Raw genomic sequence first — 17107 nt, 5'->3', positions numbered from 1 at the left:
CACAAGGACGTGAACCGTCATGCGCAAGACCGCCAGACACGCCGCGCTCGCCGTCGCCGGCCTGCTCGCCCTCTCCTCGCTCACCGCCTGCGCCAATGACGCGGCCGGCTCGGCCGTCGACGCCGGCAGCGGCGGGGGCGGCGGCAAGGGCGAGACCGTCAAGATCATGGTCGGCGGCCTGGACAAGGTCATCTACCTGCCCGCGATGCTCACCCGGCGCCTCGGCTACTTCCAGTCGGAGGGCCTGAACGTCCAGCTCCTGAGCGAGCCCGCCGGAGTCCAGGCCGAGACCGCGCTCGTCTCCGGGCAGGTGCAGGGGGCGGTTGGCTTCTACGACCACACGCTCGACCTTCAGGTGAAGGGCAAGCCCGTGGAGTCGGTGGTGCAGTTCTCGCACGCACCCGGTGAGGTGGAGGTCGTCTCCGGCAAGGCAGCGGGTGACCTCACCTCGCCCAAGGACTTCAAGGGCCGGAAACTGGGCGTGACCGGCCTTGGTTCCTCGACCGACTTCCTCACCAAGTACCTCGCCGTCAAGAACGGTGTGAACGTCAGCGAGTTCACGCCGGTCGCGGTGGGGGCGGGCCCGACGTTCATCGCGGCGCTCCAGAAGGGCGCGATCGACGGCGGCATGACCACCGACCCGACGGTCGCCACGATCCTGGACAAGAAGGCCGGCAAGGTTCTCATCGACATGCGCACCCCCGAGGGTTCGCAGCAGGCGCTGGGCGGTCCGTATCCGTCGTCCAGTCTGTACATGCAGACGGACTGGGTGAACGGGCACAAGGACACGGTCCAGAAACTGGTCAATGCATTCGTCAAGACGCTCAAGTGGATGTCCACCCACAGCGCCTCCGAGATCGCGGCCAAGATGCCCGCCGACTACTCCCAGGGCAACAAGACGCTCTACGCGCAGGCCATCAAGAGCACGCTGCCGATGTTCACCGACGACGGTGTCATGCCCCAGGGCGGCCCCGAGACCGTCGAGAAGGTCCTCAAGGCGTTCAACCCCAACATCAAGAACGCCAAGGTGGACCTGAGCAGGACGTACACGACCGAATTCGTCGACAAGGCCGCCAAGTGACCACTCGCCGAGGCCGCCGAATGACCACCGGCCGAGGCCGGCGGGTGACCGCTCACCAAGACCGGCGGGTGACCGCTCGCTGAAGCTCGGTCAGGCGCGGGTCGCCCACACGTAACGGTGTTCAGGGCGGCCCGCGTCGCCGTATTTCAGGGTCAGCCGAGCCCGTCCGGTGCGCTCCAGGAGCTTCAGATAGCGCTGGGCGGTCTGGCGGCTCACCCCCGTCCGCTCGGCGATCTCCTGGGCGGACAGCGGCCCCTCGGCACTCATCAGCGACTGGCGCACCGACTCGGCCGTGGCGGGGGAGTGTCCCTTGGGCAGTCCGGGCTCCGACGGCGCGGACAGGGCGCCGAAGATGCGGTCCACCTCCGCCTGCTCGGCCTCGCCGCCGCCGTCCAGCGTGCGACGCAGCTCCGCGTACGCCTCCAGCTTGGCGCGCAGCCCGGCGAAGGCGAACGGCTTCACCAGGTACTGCAGTGCGCCGTGCCGCATGGCCGCCTGGACGGTCGACACGTCCCGTGCGGCCGTCACCATGATCACGTCGGTCTGGTGGCCACGGCGGCGCATCTCCTGGACGACCGAAAGCCCGGTGCCGTCGGGCAGATAGTGGTCCATGAGGACCAGGTCGGGCCGTGGCAGCGTCTCCAGCCGGTGCAGCGCCTCGGCCGCGCTGTGCGCCTCCCCGGCCACGTGGAAGCCGGGTACTTTCTCGACGTAGGCGGCGTTGACCCGGGCGACCCGGGTGTCGTCGTCCACGACCAGGACCTCGATCATCGCGCCTCCTCCTCGGCAGCGGTCGGGGCGGGTGCAGGGGCAGGGGCCGTCGTTCCAGGCTCCCCGAAGGGCTCCAGGGATCCGGTGAGCGCGGGCTCCGGTTCCGGCTCGGTCAGTGCCTCCGGCAGGACGACGGTGAACTCGGCGCCCCCGCCGTCCGCCGCGCCCACCTTCGCGCTTCCGCCCTGCCGCTCGGCGAGCCGGCGCACCAGCGAGAGCCCGAGGCCCCGCTTGCCGTGCGCGGGCGGCTCCTTGGTCGACCACCCCTCCGTGAAGATCAACTCCTGCTGGTCCTGGGGGATTCCGGGCCCGGTGTCGCGTACCCGGAGGACGACCGTACGTCCCTCGGCGCGCAATTCGACCTCCACGCGCGCGTGGAGGGTGCCCGCGACCGCGTCGAGCGCGTTGTCCACGAGGTTGCCCACGACCGTGACCAGCCCCCGGGGGTCGATCAGCCGGTCCGGGAGGCGGGTGCGTTCCGACACCCACAGGGCGACGCCGCGCTCGGCCGCCACGGTCGCCTTGCCGACCAGAAGGGCGGCGAGCAGGGGGTCCTGGATCTTCTCGGTGACCTGTTCGGCGGTGGCCCGGTGGTCCCCGACGACCTCGCCCACGAACTCCACGGCGTCGTCGTACATCTCCAGCTCCAGCAGACCGAGCAGGGTGTGCATGCGGTTGGCGTGCTCGTGGTCCTGGGCGCGCAGGGCGTCGATCAGACCGTGCGTGGAGTCGAGTTCGCGGCCCAGCTGCTCCAGCTCCGTACGGTCACGCAGGGTGGCCACGGCGCCGCCGTCGTCCGTGGGCATGCGGTTGGCGACCAGGACCCGCTGCCCGCGCACGGTGAGCAGGTCCGTACCGGTCACCCGGCCGGTCAGGACGTCCGTCGTGCGCCCGGCGCCGAGTGCTTCGTCGGGGGACTGCCCGACGGCTTCCTCGCCGATGCCCAGCAGCCGCCGTGCCTCGTCGTTGAACAGGCGGATACGGCCGCTGCGGTCGAGGGCGACCACGCCCTCGCGGATGCCGTGCAGCATCGCCTCGCGCTCCGCGAGCAGCGCCGAGATGTCGGAGAAGGCCAGGTCCCTGGTCTGCCGCTGGACCCGGCGCGAGATCAGCCAGGCGGCCAGAGCGCCCACCGCGAGGGCACCGCCGGCGTACGCGAACAGCCCCGGGATGGCGCTGATCAGCCGGGCGCGCACGCTGTCGTACGCGATACCGACCGAGACGGCCCCGACGATCCGGTGACCGGCGTCGTACAGGGGCACCTTGCCGCGGGCCGAGCGGCCCAGGGTGCCCTTGTCGATCTCCATGACCTCCCGGCCGGCCAGGGCGGCCCTGGGGTCGGTGGAGACGGGGCGGCCGATCTCCCCCGGGGTGGGGTGCGACCAGCGCACCCCCTGTCCGTCCATCACCACGACGTACTCGGCGTGGGTGGCGCGCCGGATCCGCTCGGCCTCCTTCTGCACCGGGCCGTTCCTGGCCGGCGGGGTGTGCTGGACGCCTTCGGCGATCTGCGGGTCCTGGGCCGTCGTCTGCGCGATGGCCAGGGCGCGGCGCATCGCCTCCTGGTCCAGCTGTTTGCTCAGCGGCGCAAGGAAGAGCCCGGTCGCGAGCACGGCCACCCCCGCGGCGATCGTCACCTGCATCAGCAGCACCTGCGAGAAGGCCCGCCGCGGCAGACCGAGGCGCAGGCGGCGTGCGGGGGCTGTGCGGCTCATGCACACGACGGTACGGGGGCGGACGGCCGCCGTCGTAGGGGGTGTGGCGGGGATCTCTTGACCAATTCTTGAAGAAGTGGGCGCGGACGGCTTCGGCTCAGCTCGCCAGCGCCGTCGCCCGCAGCTCGCGGACCGCCACCACGTCCATGCGCGCCGGCGTGCCGAGCACGGCCGCGCCGCAGCTCTCGGGGCGCGGGGGCAGGGACGCGCCCTGCGCCACCGTGACCCGCCAGCGGCGTCCGTCGGCGTGGGCGACGGTGATCTCCCAGCGGGGTGCCCTGCCCTCGGTCCGTACGACGTTCAGCGCGCCCGCCGCGTACTCGTGCGCCACCGACCGCACGGCCAGCTCGGCCGCCTGGCCGGGCCGTTCCCATGCGGAGCACCCCCGGCACCCCTCGACCACCACGCGCCCCTCCTGGACGGCGTGCAGGGCCTCCTTGACGGTGTGCGCCTCGGCGCGGCCGTACGCGTAGCCGTACGGCAGGACGAGCACCGTCGGCGAGAAGCGATGACCACCCAGATGGGTGACCTCCCAGACGCCCCGCACACCGGACACGGCCAGCTCGGTGGCGAGGGGCCGGCCCAGCAGGGCGCAGCAGCGGTCGCGTTTGCCGTTGGTGCACACGAGTGCGAGCGGGTCGCCCGTGTGCGGCCGGCCGCCCAGCGCCGCACCGAAGGAACGGTGGTCGCCCGCACCCAGGGCGGCGAGATCGAGTCCGAGCAGCCGGCCCGGATCGCGGGTGGTGGCGCTGTGCAGCCACACGTTTCCGGGAACGGTGTGGGCCGCGTACACGTGCCGCGGCGCGGGCATGCCGGGGTCCGCGTGGCGGCCGGGGCGCCGGATGAGCGCGACGCGGACACCGGTTCCCTCGGCGGCGGCCTCCAGGGCGCGGCCCAGCCCGGGGTCGAGATGGCTCGAAGTGAGTGCCTTGGCACCCCATGGGCCGGCCTGTTCCAGCAGCAGCCACGTCGTCGCCGTGGCAGCTGTGCCGGAAACGGGCTCCTCAAGGCTCTGGGAGACGGTCGCGCACCTACTCACAGAGGTGAGCCTAACCTGACTCCGCTCAGGGTGACTTCCGGCCCCGTCCGGGTTCTAGCCCGGGAGGGGCTGCGGAGGCCGCGGACCGACGTAGTGCCCGACGGGGCGCATGCGTAGCGGGCGCTCGCCGTACTCCTCCAGGGCGTGGGCGATCCAGCCCGCCGTCCGGGCGACGGCGAAGATCGTCTCGCCGGCGGTGGCGGGCATGCCGCTGGAGGCGGTGAACACGGCCAGCGCCAGGTCGACGTTGGCGTGCAGAGGCGTGTGGCGGGCGGTCGTGGCGACGATGTCGCGGGCCGCGAGCAGGGCGGGCTCCGCACCCGGGACCTGCTCAAGGAGGCCGAACAGCACCCGCGCGCGCGGGTCTTCGCCGACGTAGAGCCGGTGGCCGAGTCCGGGGATGCGGCGGCCCGCGCGCAGCTCGTCCGCGATCACCGGGACCGCGGTCCCCTGGTCGAGCACGTCGAGCAGCATCCGGTGGGCCAGTCCGCTGGAGGCGCCGTGCAGCGGGCCCTCCAGGACGCCGAGCCCGGCCGAAACGGCCGCGTAGGCGTGCGCCCGGGCCGAGGCGGCGACCCGGACGGCGAGCGTGGAAGCGGCCAGGTCGTGGTCGGCGAGCAGGGCGAGGGCGGTGTCCAGGACGCGCAGCGACGCCTCGTCGGCGGGGCGGCCGGTGAGCCGGGCCCACAGGCGGTGGGACAGCGGGCCGGCGTCCTCGTGGGTGGGCCGGGCGGGTGGCAGTGCGGCCACCAGGGTGGGGATGAGAGCCCGTGCCGTGTTCAGCACGGCCTCCTCGGACAGGTCGAAGCGCAGCGGGTCCTCGGCCGAAGCGGCGATCGCCGCCACCCGCAGCCGGTCGGTGGGGGAGGTGTGCTCGGGCAGGGCGTTCACGGCGTGCCGGGCGACCTCGACGGTGGCCCCGGGCGCGGTGAGGGTCACGCCGGTGGTCAGGCGGCCCGTCCACAGCCACTCCGCGACCTCCTCGTAGGAGTGGCGGGTGGCCAGCTCCGTGGCGTCGACGCCGCGGAAGTAGTACCGGTCCTTGTCGATCAGCGTGATCCGGGTCCGGACGGACAGATCGCCGCCGGAGCCCGGACTGCCCGCGGCTTCGCGTCGGTTGCGCCGGGCGAGGGCCTCGACCTCCTTCGCGTCGAAGGTGCTGGCGCGGCCGCCGGGTTCGCGCCTGCTGCTGAGCAGGCCGCGGCTCACGTAGGCGTACACCGTCTCCGGCTTCACGCCGAGTGCTTCGGCGGTCTCCTTGGTGCTCAGCCTTCGCCCGGGGCCGCCGGGAGCGGGTTCGTGATCGCGCATGGAGGTCACCGTAGCCGCCCTGCACACATTGATGACTGCACATTGATCCAATCAACGTTGACAATAATTGAGTCAAGCATGGACAGTCGGATCAAGTCCAGGGAGGAACAGCATGTCCATCAACAGGACCGCACCCGTTGTCGACGTACCGCGCGGCCTCGCCGGAGTCGTCGTCACCGACACCGAGATCGGAGACGTCCGGGGGCTCGAGGGCTTCTACCACTACCGCCAGTACTCGGCCGTCGAACTCGCGCGGACCCGCGGCTTCGAAGACGTCTGGCACCTCCTCGTCCACGGCGCGCTCCCGGATGCGCAGCGCCGTGCCGCCTTCGCCGCCGAGACCGCGGCGCTGCGCCGGCTGCCCGAGGAGGTCGGGGCCGCCCTTCCCGCCCTCGCGCGGGCCGGCCGCACCTCGGGCCCGCTCGCCGGGCTGCGCACCGCGCTGTCGCTGCTCGGTGCGGCGAAGGGGTTCCGGCCCGTGTACGACCTGGCTGCCGACCGGCGCCGTGCGGACACCGTCGCCGCCTGTGCGGCCGTACCCACGCTGCTCACCGCGCTGTACCGGCTCGGGCAGGGGCTCGACCCCGTGGAGCCGCGCGGGGACCTGTCGTACGCGGCCAACTATCTCTACATGCTCACCGGCGAGGAACCGGAGCCGCAGCGGGCCAGAGCGGTCGAGCAGTACCTGATCTCAACCATTGATCACGGATTCAATGCATCAACCTTCACCGCCCGGGTCATCGCATCCACGGGTGCCGACGTGGCCGCATGTCTCGTCGGGGCCGTGGGCGCGCTGTCCGGACCGTTGCACGGCGGGGCGCCCAGCCGCGCCCTCGACACGCTGGACACGATAGGAACGCCGGACCGGATCGACCCCTGGATCCGGGAGCGGGTGCTCGCGGGCGACCGCATCATGGGTTTCGGGCACGCGGTCTACCGCACGGAGGACCCCCGTTCGCGGATGCTGCGTGAGATCGCCCTCGGGTTCGGGGGACCGCGCGTCGCCTTCGCCGTCGAGGTGGAGCGGCAGGTCGAGGCGATCCTCGCCGAGCTGAAGCCGGGCCGTGAACTGCACACGAACGTGGAGTTCTACGCGGGCGTGGTCATGGAACTGTGCGGCCTGCCCCGGGAGATGTTCACCCCCACCTTCGCGGCGGGCCGCGTGGTGGGCTGGAGCGCCAACATCCTGGAACAGGCGGCGGATTCGAAAATCATCCGTCCGGCGGCACGGTATGTGGGACCTCCGCCGCCGGTGGCGGTGCCGGCCCAGCCCTGAGGGACGGAGCAAGGCCCCCCGGCTCGCCCCCCCGCCCGGCGACGGGCCCCGACGGGCCCCGCTCCCGGGCGCAGGCCCCGGCGCGCCCCTCTTGTCGGCGCCCGCTCTTATCCTGGTCCGGCAGTAGGTCCACGTAAGAGAGGGCGCCCGTTGGGCAACAGCCGCACCCCGCAGCAGATCCCCGTCGTCGTACTCGCCGGATTTCTCGGATCCGGCAAGACCACGCTCCTCAACCACCTCCTGCACCGCAGCGGAGGCAGTCGTATCGGTGCGATCGTCAACGACTTCGGGGCCATCGAGATCGACGCGATGGCCGTCGCCGGAGCCCTCGGCGACTCGACCGTCTCGCTCGGCAACGGCTGTCTGTGCTGTGCCGTCGACGCGAGCGAACTCGACCTCTACCTGGAACGGCTCGCCGCGCCCGCCGCCGGCATCGACGTCATCGTCATCGAGGCCAGCGGGCTCGCCGAGCCGCAGGAACTGGTGCGGATGGTCCTCGCCAGCGAGCATCCCGGCATCGTCTACGGCGGCCTCGTCGAGGTCGTCGACGCCGCCGAGTTCGACGGCACCCGGGCCCGGCACCCCGAGATCGACCGTCACCTCGCCCTCGCCGACCTCGTCGTGGTCAACAAGCTGGACCGGGCGCCGGACGCCGGCCGGGTCCTCGGCCTCGTCCGCTCGCTCACCGACCGTGCCGCCGTCGTCCCCGCCACCTACGGCCGCGTCGACCCGGAGTTCCTCTTCGACTGCCGGCCGAGCGAGGAGCGCATCGGTCAGCTGTCCTTCGACGACCTGCACGCACACGGCGACGACGGCCTCGACCACGCCGGTCATCTGCACACCGGCTACGACAGCCTGTCCTTCACCGCCGACCTGCCGATGGAGCCCCGCAGGCTGATGCGGTTCCTGGACAGCCGTCCGGAGGGGCTGTACCGGATCAAGGGATATGTCGACTTCGGACCCCACGACACCGTCAACCGGTACGCCGTCCATGCCGTCGGCCGGTTCCTGCGCTTCTACCCCGAGCCGTGGCCGCCCGCCCACGCCCGCCTCTCCCAGCTCGTCCTGATCGGCTCCGGCATCGACGCGGGCGCCCTCGGCAAGGAACTGGAGGCGTGCAAGAACGACGCCCCGCACACCGACGAGCACGGCATGTGGGGCGTCCTGCGCTACGTACAGGGCCCGGACGGGGCGGACCCGGAGGATCCACCCGCCTGGAGCCCGGAGGATCCATCCGCCTGGAGCCGGGAGGAACCGCCCGCCCGGACCCCGGAGGGGCCGACGGCCTGGACCCCGGAGGATCCGTCCGCCTAGAACACCGGTCCCGCGACCACCGCCACCGTCTTCGGCAGCGAGGTGCCCGAGCCGTCGCGGCGCGGGTCCAGGTCCGGCAGCTCGACCGGGGTGCCGTTCTTCTGCGCGGCCCGGGCCGGGACAGGGCCCGCCCAGCCCAGCGACAGACAGTCCTCGCCCTTCAGGAACCGCTGGCAGCGCACGCCGCCCGTGGCCCGTCCCTTGCGCGGATACTGGTCGAACGGGGTCGCCTTGGCGGTCGTCTGGACCGAGTCGTCCAGCGTGCCGCGCGAGCCCGCCACCGTGAAGACCACCGCGTCGACCGCCGGGTCGACCGCCGTGAACGAGATGACCTTCGCGCCCTCGGTGAGCTTGACGCCCGCCATACCGCCCGCCGGGCGGCCCTGCGGACGGACGATGGAGGCCTGGAAGCGCAGCAGCTGCGCGTCGTCCGTGATGAACACCAGGTCCTCCTCGCCGGTGCGCAGCTCCACCGCGCCGACGATGCGGTCACCGTCCTTGAGCGTGATGACCTCCAACTCGTCCTTGTTGGACGGGTAGTCGGGCACCACACGCTTGACGACGCCCTGCTCGGTGCCGAGCGCCAGACCCGGGGACGATTCGTCCAGAGTGGTCAGGCAGACCAGTGTCTCGGCGTCCTCCAGGGACACGAATTCCGTGAGCGGCGCTCCTCCGGAGAGGTTCGGCGGGGCCGCGGTGTCGGGCAGCTGCGGCAGGTCGACCACGTTGATCCGCAGCAGGCGGCCGGCCGAGGTCACCGCGCCGATCTCGCCCCGCGTGGTTCCCGGGACCGCCGAGATGATCACGTCGTGCTTGGCGCGGTGGACGTCGGCGTCCTCGGCGAACGGCTCGGCGTTCGCCGTGCGGGCCAGCAGGCCCGTGGACGACAGCAGCACCCGGCACGGGTCGTCGGCGACCTGGAGCGGCACGGTCGCGACCGGGGCGCCGGCCGACTCCAGCAGGACCGTGCGCCGGTCGGTGCCGAACTGCTTCGACACCGCGGCCAGTTCGGCCGAGACCAGCTTGCGCAGCTCCGCGTCCGACTCCAGGATCCGGGTCAGCTCCTCGATCTCCGTGGTGAGCCGCTCCTTCTCCGCCTCCAGCTCGATGCGGTCGTACTTGGTGAGCCGGCGCAGCGGCGTGTCGAGGATGTACTGCGTCTGGACCTCGCTCAGCCCGAAGCGCTCCATCAGGCGTTCCTTGGCCTGCGCGGAGTTCTCGCTGGACCGGATCAGCCGGATGACCTCGTCGATGTCGACCAGCGCGGTCAGCAGGCCCTCGACCAGGTGCAGCCGGTCGCGGCGCTTGCTGCGGCGGTACTCGCTGCGGCGCCGCACCACCTCGAAGCGGTGGTCGAGGTAGACCTCCAGCAGCTCCTTGAGGCCCAGGGTGAGCGGCTGGCCGTCGACCAGGGCCACGTTGTTGATGCCGAAGGACTCCTCCATCGGGGTCAGCTTGTACAGCTGCTCCAGGACCGCCTCCGGCACGAAGCCGTTCTTGATCTCGATGACCAGACGCAGGCCGTGCTCGCGGTCGGTGAGGTCCTTGACGTCGGCGATGCCCTGGATCTTCTTGGCGTTGACCAGGTCCTTGATCTTGGCGATCACCTTCTCCGGACCGACCGTGAAGGGCAGTTCGGTGACGACCAGGCCCTTGCGGCGGGCGGTCACGGTCTCGATCGCGACCGTCGCGCGCATCTTGAAGGTGCCGCGGCCCGTCGCGTACGCGTCCCGGACGCCGTCCAGGCCGACGATCCGCCCGCCGGTGGGCAGGTCGGGGCCCGGGACGTGCTTCATCAGCGCGTCCAGGTCCGCGTTCGGGTGCCGGATCAGATGGCGGGCGGCCGCGATGACCTCGCGCAGGTTGTGCGGCGGCATGTTCGTCGCCATACCGACCGCGATGCCCGAGGAGCCGTTCACCAGCAGGTTCGGGAAGGCGGCGGGCAGCGCCACCGGCTCCTGCTCCTGGCCGTCGTAGTTGGGTGTGAAGTCGACCGTGTCCTCGTCGATGGACTCGGTCATCAGGCTCGTCGCCGAGGCCATCCGGCACTCGGTGTACCGCATGGCGGCCGGCGGGTCGTCGTTGCCCAGCGAGCCGAAGTTGCCGTGGCCGTCGACCAGCGGGACGCGCATCGAGAACGGCTGGGCCATGCGCACCAGGGCGTCGTAGATCGACGAGTCGCCGTGCGGGTGCAGCTTGCCCATGACCTCGCCGACGACCCGGGCGCACTTCACATAGCCGCGCTCGGGGCGCAGGCCCATCTCGTTCATCTGGTAGACGATCCGGCGGTGCACCGGCTTGAGGCCGTCGCGGGCGTCCGGCAGGGCGCGCGAGTAGATGACCGAGTACGCGTACTCGAGGTAGGAGCCACGCATCTCGTCCACGACGTCGATGTCGAGGATCTTCTCCTCGTACGCATCGTCGGGCGGCGGGGTCTTCGTGCTGCGGCGGGCCATCGCTGCCTGGCTCCTTCTGATCTGGTCGCTCGCCTACGGGGCGCTCATGTCGGTGTCGAGAGGGCGACCGTGCTCACCCCTTCGGGCCTCCGCGCGCTCGCCCTCTCGACACCGACGCGCCCCTCCGGCTCGCTCTTGCTGAAGCGTTTGACGGATCTGACGCCGACCATTGTGGACCGAGGTACTGACAACCCGTGTCACGACCCGGTCGCTGCGGGCTTCGCCGGTGCGCGTGAGGCATCCGCGGACGGGTCGGACGCAGGTTACGCGATCCGCTGTGGGCGTACGCCCGGCGGGAACTTCGCCGACGGCTCGCACGCTTGCATACAGTGGCAGGACCGGCAGGAAATCCGCGGTTTCGACGACCGCTTCCGCTCGCGAAGGGACGTACATGCCCATGGGTCACACGACCACAGCCGAGGCAGGCTCCGGGGGCCTGACAGCGACCGAGCACCGCCTGGCCAACGGTCTGCGCGTGGTGCTCTCCGAGGACCACCTGACCCCGGTGGCGGCGGTCTGCCTCTGGTACGACGTCGGCTCACGCCACGAAGTCAAGGGACGCACCGGCCTGGCTCACCTTTTCGAGCACCTGATGTTCCAGGGCTCGGCACAGGTCAAGGGCAACGGCCACTTCGAGCTGGTGCAGGGCGCGGGCGGCTCGCTCAACGGCACCACCAGCTTCGAGCGCACCAACTACTTCGAGACCATGCCCGCCCACCAGCTGGAGCTCGCCCTCTGGCTGGAGGCCGACCGCATGGGCTCGCTGCTCGCCGCCCTGGACGACGAGTCCATGGAGAACCAGCGGGACGTCGTCAAGAACGAGCGCCGCCAGCGCTACGACAACGTCCCCTACGGCACCTCCTTCGAGAAGCTGACCGCGCTCATCTACCCCGAGGGGCACCCGTACCACCACACGCCCATCGGCTCGATGGCGGACCTGGACGCGGCCACCCTGGAGGACGCACGCCGGTTCTTCCGCACCTACTACGCGCCCAACAACGCGGTGCTCTCCGTCGTCGGCGACATCGACTCCGCGCAGACCCTCGCCTGGATCGAGAGGTACTTCGGGTCGATCTCCGCCCATGACGGCAAGCCCGAGCCCCGCGACGGCTCGCTGCCCGAGACCATCGGCGAGCAACTGCGCGAGGTCGTCGTCGAGGAGGTCCCCGCGCGGGCCCTGATGGCCGCCTACCGGCTGCCGCACGACGGCACCCGCGCGGCGGACGCGGCCGACCTCGCCCTCACCGTCCTCGGCGGCGGCGAGTCCTCCCGCCTGTACAACCGGCTCGTGCGCCGTGACCGTACGGCCGTCACGGCCGGCTTCGGCCTGCTGCGACTGGCCGGCGCGCCCTCCCTGGGCTGGCTGGACGTGAAGACCTCCGGTGACGTCGAGGTGCCGGTGATCGAGACCGCCATCGACGAGGAGCTGGCCCGGTTCGCCGAGGAAGGCCCCACTCCTGAGGAAATGGAGCGCGCTCAGGCCCAGTTGGAGCGCGAGTGGCTGGACCGGCTCGGCACGGTCGCCGGCCGCGCCGACGAACTGTGCCGGTACGCCGTCCTGTTCGGCGACCCGCAGCTCGCCCTGACCGCCGTCCAGCGCGTCCTGGAGATCACCCCGGAGGAGGTCCAGGAGGTCGCCAAGGCCCGCCTGCGCCCCGACAACCGCGCGGTGCTCGTCTACGAGCCGAAGTCCCCCGAGACCGTCGAGGACGCCGACGTGCCCGAGGACCCGGAGCAGGAAGCCACCGTAGAGGCCGGTAACGACAACGAGGAGACGGCCAAGTGAGCGATCTCGCCACGATGGACTTCCACCCCCAGCCGCAGGCCGGCGAGGCCAGGCCCTGGGCGTTCCCGGCCCCCGAGCGCGACAGCCTGGACAACGGCCTGACCGTGCTGCGCTGCCACCGCCCCGGCCAGCAGGTCGTCGCCGTGGAGGTGCTGCTGGACGCGCCCCTGGAGGCCGAGCCGGCCGGCCTGGACGGCGTCGCCACGATCATGGCCCGGGCCTTCTCCGAGGGCACCGACCGGCACTCGGCGGAGGAGTTCGCCGCCGAGCTGGAGCGGGCCGGCGCCACGCTCGACGCGCACGCCGACCACCCCGGCGTCCGTCTCAGCCTGGAGGTCCCGGCCTCCCGCCTGGCCAAGGGCCTCGGCCTGCTGTCCGACGCCCTGCGCGCGCCCGCGTTCGCCGAGAGCGAGGTCGAGCGGCTGGTCCGCAACCGTCTGGACGAGATCCCGCACGAGCTGGCCAACCCCGCCCGCCGGGCCGCCAAGGAGCTCTCCAAGGAGCTGTTCCCGGGGACCTCGCGCATGTCGCGCCCGCGCCAGGGCACCGAGGAGACGGTCGAGAAGATCGACGCGGCGGCCGTACGCGCCTTCTACGACCGCCATGTGCGGCCCGCCACCGCCACCGTGGTGGTGGTCGGCGACCTCACCGACACCGACCTGGACGCGCTGCTCACCGACACCTTGGGCGCCTGGACGGGCACCCCGGGCGAACCGCGGCCCGTGCCGGCGGTGAGCGCCGACGACACCGGCCGCGTCGTCATCGTGGACCGGCCCGGCGCCGTCCAGACACAGCTGCTCATCGGCCGGATCGGCGCCGACCGGCACGACCGGGTGTGGCCCGCCCAGGTGCTCGGCACGTACTGCCTCGGCGGCACCCTCACCTCGCGCCTGGACCGGGTTCTGCGCGAGGAGAAGGGCTACACGTACGGCGTGCGTGCCTTCGGGCAGGTCCTGCGCTCGGCGCCGGACGGCACCGGCGCGGCGATGCTCGCCATCAGCGGCTCCGTGGACACCCCGAACACCGGTCCGGCGCTCGAGGACCTGTGGACGGTGCTGCGTACGCTCGCGGCGGATGGCCTGACCGACGCCGAGCGCGACGTCGCCGTGCAGAACCTCGTGGGGGTGGCGCCGCTGAAGTACGAGACGGCCGCGGCCGTCGCGAGCACTCTGGCGGACCAGGTCGAGCAGCACCTGCCCGACGACTTCCAGGCGACGCTGTATCAGCAGCTCGCCTCCACGGGCACCGTGGAGGCCACCGCGGCGGTCATCAACGCCTTCCCGGTGGACCGCCTGGTGACCGTCCTCGTCGGTGACGCGGCCGAGATCAAGGCGCCGGTCGAGGCGCTGGGCATCGGCGAAGTCACCGTCGTGACGGCCGAGTAGCGGCCGACGGCCCTACGCGCGCGTGGAGCCCGTTGCCGACGACGAGCCCGGTGCCGACGACCGGACCGGTATCGAGGCGACGGCGGTTCCACGCGCGCGGGGGCCCTGGTGACCGACGGGTCATCAGGGCCCCTTGCCGTGCGGCGCTCTTCTCCAGGTACCCAGGTACCCAGATGGCCAGATGTCCGAATTGGGGCAGAGGTGCGCGTCTGGCCTGTGGGATGCACTACAAAAGCCCGGATCCGTTTGGGGATCGAAAGTCGGGCCCTTTAGCGTCTTCCGGGCTGTTCGTCAGGCAGTGCGCCGCGCCCGCGGCACCGGACAGTCATCGCCGAGTCCCCGTACGGCGCGAGCCAGGGGAGCCGGGGACCCATCGCAGTCCCTGGGGTGAATCGGACGCCCGCGCACGAGCGAGGGGGTCCGTAGGAGACCTTCCTGCTCCGAACCCGTCAGCTAACCCGGTAGGCGAGAGGGAAGGAAAGGACCAGCCACTTCATGGCGTTCATATGCGCCACCGGGAAGCACCGCAAGCCCGGCCGGGTCAAGCGCACCACCGCCCAGGCGGCCGGTATCGCGGCCCTCACCGGCACCGGTGTCATCGGCAGCCTCGCGGCCACCCCGGCGATCGCCGCGGAGAACTCCGCCGAGCAGACCGGTCTCACCCCGGTGATCACCGTGAGCGACACGCTCGCGGAGCAGATCGACGAGCAGGCCAGCGCTCAGAAGGAGGCCGCCGAGCAGAAGGCGGCCGAGGAGGCAGCGGCCAAGGCGGCTGCCGAGAAGGCCAGGAAGGACCGCGAGGCCCACGCACGTGCCGCCCGCGAGGCCGAGCGCAAGCGCCTGAACGCCTTCGTAGCCCCGATCGCGAACTCGTACGTCTCCACGGGCTACAAGACCGGCGGCTCCCTGTGGTCCTCCGGCTCCCACACCGGCATCGACTTCCACGCGGCCAGCGGCACGCCCGTCCACGCGGTCGGCTCCGGTACCGTCGTCTCCACCGGCTGGGGCGGCGCGTACGGCAACCAGATCGTGATCCGGATGGCCGACGGCATGTACACCCAGTACGGCCACCTGTCGTCCATCGGCGTCACCGTGGGCCAGAAGGTCACCCCGGGCCGGCAGATCGGCCTGTCCGGCGCGACCGGCAACGTCACCGGACCGCATCTGCACTTCGAGGCCCGTACGACCCCCGAGTACGGCTCGGACGTCGACCCCGTCGCCTACCTCCGCAAGCACGGCGTGAACGCCTGACCGCGAGTACGGCGCATCGTCCGACCGCGAGCGCGGCGCATCGTCCGACCGCGAGCACGGCGTGAAGGTCCGACGACCGCGCGCACGGCACCCCAAGCCCCGGCTCACACGCCGGGGCTTTTGCCGTTTTTCACTGCGCCCGTCGCACCGGCTGTCCAAAAAATATCCATGGATTCAGGCCTGCCGTCGGAAATTCCGACTCATTGCAATAGAGTCACGGAACACACGTCCATGTCGACGTTTCACGGGGATTAAGGCGGAGGTCGGTCATGCGTATTCCGGCGCAGTCGGTGTGTACGGCGATCCGGGACGACATCGTCTCCGGTGTCTACAAGCGCGGCAGCCGGCTCACCGAAGAAGTCCTGGCCCGCCGCTACGGCGTCTCGCGCGTCCCCGTCCGCGAGGCTCTGCGCACCCTGGAGGCGGAGGGTTTCGTGGTGACCCGGCGGCACGCGGGCGCCTGTGTGGCCGAGCCGACCGAGCAGGAGGCCGCCGACCTGCTGGAGATGCGGATGCTCCTGGAGCCCCTCGGTGCCTCCCGGGCCGCTCATCGGCGCACCGAGGCCCACCTGAAGGTGCTGCGCGGTCTGGTCAGGCTGGGCCAGGAGCGGGCCAGGCGGGGCAGCAGCGAGGATCTGCGCTCGCTCGGCGGCTGGTTCCACGAGACGCTCGCGCAGGCCTCCGGCAGCCACTCGCTGACCTCGATGCTCACCCAGCTGCGGCACAAGATCGCCTGGGTCTACGCGGTGGAGGTGCCGCCGAGCCCGGTGGAGTCCTGGGCGGAGCACGGCGCGATCGTGGACGCGGTGGCGCGCGGCGACAGTGAGCGCGCGCGGGCGATCACGGCGCTGCACGCCGAGCGCGTGACGGCCGCGCACCGGCTGCGGTTCGCCTCCGCGGGCGACCGCGCGGAGCGTGTGAGGAACTCGCAACACGCCGTAAACACGCCGAGCCTGCGGTATTAACAAGGGCGCCGTATACAAAGAGTGGATATTCGGTGGACGTGTATTTTCGCTGCCGTTTTCCGGCGTGCCGTGAATTCGCGACAGCGTGCTGCCGGCGTGCCCGCGGTGAATTCATCCGGCCGGCCACTCAAAAGGGTCGGCCGTGCCAAAAGAGTCAGCCGTCGACGAAGAGTCGGCCGTCAATGAACGGTCAGTCGTCGACGCAGGGGCAGTCGTCGACCAAGGGTCAGCCGTCGACGAAGGGCCGGCCGTGAATGAAGGGCCGGCCGCCAACGAGGAGTCGGCCACCGAAGAGGAAGAGGCCGTCCGTCGAAGAGGGACCCGCTGTCGAAGCGGGGCCGACTGCCGGAAACGCGGAAGCCGCGTCACCCGGAACAGGTGACGCGGCTTCCCGGTACGGCTCAGACGGTCTCGGGCAGCTCTTCCAGGCCCTCGGCGACCAGCTTGGCCAGACGGTCCAGGGCGGCGTCCGCGCCCTCGGCGTCGGAGGCGAGGACGATCTCCTCGCCGCCCTGGGCGCCCAGGCCGAGGACGGCCAGCATGGAGGCCGCGTTGACGGGGTTGCCGTCAGCCTTGGCGATCGTCACCGGGACGCCTGCGGCCGTGGCGGCTCGGACGAAGATGGAGGCGGGGCGGGCGTGGAGACCCTCGGCCCAGCCGACGTTGACGCGGCGCTCAGCCATGTGTTGCTGCCCTTCACTGTCTCAGGGTTGTCTAGACCAGTTTCCCATATCGCGAAGCGTGCCCGGAGCGGGCC

General features: G+C 71.5%; 13 protein-coding genes and 1 riboswitch. Of the genes, 7 read left to right on the top strand and 6 right to left on the bottom strand.

Annotated features, from left to right (window positions below):
- The first annotated feature begins 19 nt into the window (after positions 1-19).
- Positions 20-1081 carry an ABC transporter substrate-binding protein gene (locus ACZ7P3_RS35350; RefSeq protein ID WP_472087986.1) on the top strand — a complete coding sequence of 354 codons (1062 nt, stop codon included), beginning with the start codon at positions 20-22 and terminating at the stop codon, positions 1079-1081.
- Between the two features lie 90 nt (positions 1082-1171).
- On the opposite strand, the gene ACZ7P3_RS35345 is transcribed toward ACZ7P3_RS35350, so the two are convergent.
- The 4 genes from ACZ7P3_RS35345 to ACZ7P3_RS35330 all read right to left on the bottom strand — a co-directional run bounded on the left by ACZ7P3_RS35345 (position 1172) and on the right by ACZ7P3_RS35330 (position 5917).
- A complete protein-coding gene (locus ACZ7P3_RS35345) occupies positions 1172-1852 on the bottom strand; it encodes a response regulator (RefSeq protein ID WP_472087985.1) in 681 nt (226 codons plus the stop codon).
- A complete protein-coding gene (locus tag ACZ7P3_RS35340; RefSeq protein WP_472087984.1) occupies positions 1849-3567 on the bottom strand; it encodes an ATP-binding protein in 1719 nt (572 codons plus the stop codon). The genes ACZ7P3_RS35345 and ACZ7P3_RS35340 overlap by 4 nt, the downstream gene beginning before the upstream one ends.
- Before the next feature lie 97 nt (positions 3568-3664).
- Positions 3665-4606, bottom strand: coding sequence for a sucrase ferredoxin (locus ACZ7P3_RS35335; protein ID WP_472087982.1), 942 nt, complete (start codon positions 4604-4606; stop codon positions 3665-3667).
- 54 nt (positions 4607-4660) lie between these two features.
- Positions 4661-5917: a citrate/2-methylcitrate synthase gene (locus ACZ7P3_RS35330; RefSeq protein ID WP_472087981.1), complete on the bottom strand. Its 1257-nt coding sequence runs from the start codon at positions 5915-5917 to the stop codon at positions 4661-4663.
- 112 nt (positions 5918-6029) lie between these two features.
- Here ACZ7P3_RS35330 and ACZ7P3_RS35325 point away from each other — a divergent pair, with 112 nt between their 5' ends.
- Both ACZ7P3_RS35325 and ACZ7P3_RS35320 read left to right on the top strand, forming a co-directional pair.
- Entirely contained in the window at positions 6030-7193 is a 1164-nt protein-coding gene (locus ACZ7P3_RS35325) for a citrate synthase/methylcitrate synthase (protein WP_472087979.1), read from the top strand.
- 150 nt (positions 7194-7343) lie between these two features.
- Positions 7344-8507, top strand: a complete 1164-nt coding sequence (locus ACZ7P3_RS35320; RefSeq protein ID WP_472087978.1) for a CobW family GTP-binding protein — start codon at positions 7344-7346, stop codon at positions 8505-8507.
- On the opposite strand, the gene ACZ7P3_RS35315 is transcribed toward ACZ7P3_RS35320, so the two are convergent.
- A complete protein-coding gene (locus ACZ7P3_RS35315) occupies positions 8504-10963 on the bottom strand; it encodes a DNA gyrase/topoisomerase IV subunit A (RefSeq protein ID WP_472087977.1) in 2460 nt (819 codons plus the stop codon). The genes ACZ7P3_RS35320 and ACZ7P3_RS35315 overlap by 4 nt on opposite strands.
- A 391-nt stretch (positions 10964-11354) precedes the next feature.
- Between ACZ7P3_RS35315 and ACZ7P3_RS35310 the strand changes: the two genes are divergently transcribed.
- The 4 genes from ACZ7P3_RS35310 to ACZ7P3_RS35295 all read left to right on the top strand — a co-directional run bounded on the left by ACZ7P3_RS35310 (position 11355) and on the right by ACZ7P3_RS35295 (position 16350).
- A complete protein-coding gene (locus ACZ7P3_RS35310) occupies positions 11355-12749 on the top strand; it encodes a M16 family metallopeptidase (protein ID WP_472087975.1) in 1395 nt (464 codons plus the stop codon).
- Positions 12746-14134: a M16 family metallopeptidase gene (locus ACZ7P3_RS35305; protein ID WP_472087974.1), complete on the top strand. Its 1389-nt coding sequence runs from the start codon at positions 12746-12748 to the stop codon at positions 14132-14134. The genes ACZ7P3_RS35310 and ACZ7P3_RS35305 overlap by 4 nt, the downstream gene beginning before the upstream one ends.
- 319 nt (positions 14135-14453) lie before the next feature.
- Positions 14454-14617: riboswitch (cyclic di-AMP (ydaO/yuaA leader) on the top strand.
- Between the two features lie 12 nt (positions 14618-14629).
- A complete protein-coding gene (locus ACZ7P3_RS35300) occupies positions 14630-15385 on the top strand; it encodes a M23 family metallopeptidase (protein WP_472087972.1) in 756 nt (251 codons plus the stop codon).
- Between the two features lie 269 nt (positions 15386-15654).
- Positions 15655-16350, top strand: a complete 696-nt coding sequence (locus tag ACZ7P3_RS35295) for a GntR family transcriptional regulator (protein WP_472087970.1) — start codon at positions 15655-15657, stop codon at positions 16348-16350.
- 401 nt (positions 16351-16751) lie between these two features.
- Here the strand turns inward: ACZ7P3_RS35295 and ACZ7P3_RS35290 are convergent, their stop codons facing one another.
- Entirely contained in the window at positions 16752-17033 is a 282-nt protein-coding gene (locus tag ACZ7P3_RS35290) for an HPr family phosphocarrier protein (RefSeq protein ID WP_030021209.1), read from the bottom strand.
- Between the last annotated feature and the right edge of the window lie 74 nt (positions 17034-17107).

This window comes from Streptomyces sp. NPDC107581, assembly GCF_055657175.1.
This window is presented reverse-complemented; position numbering and strand designations above follow the sequence as displayed.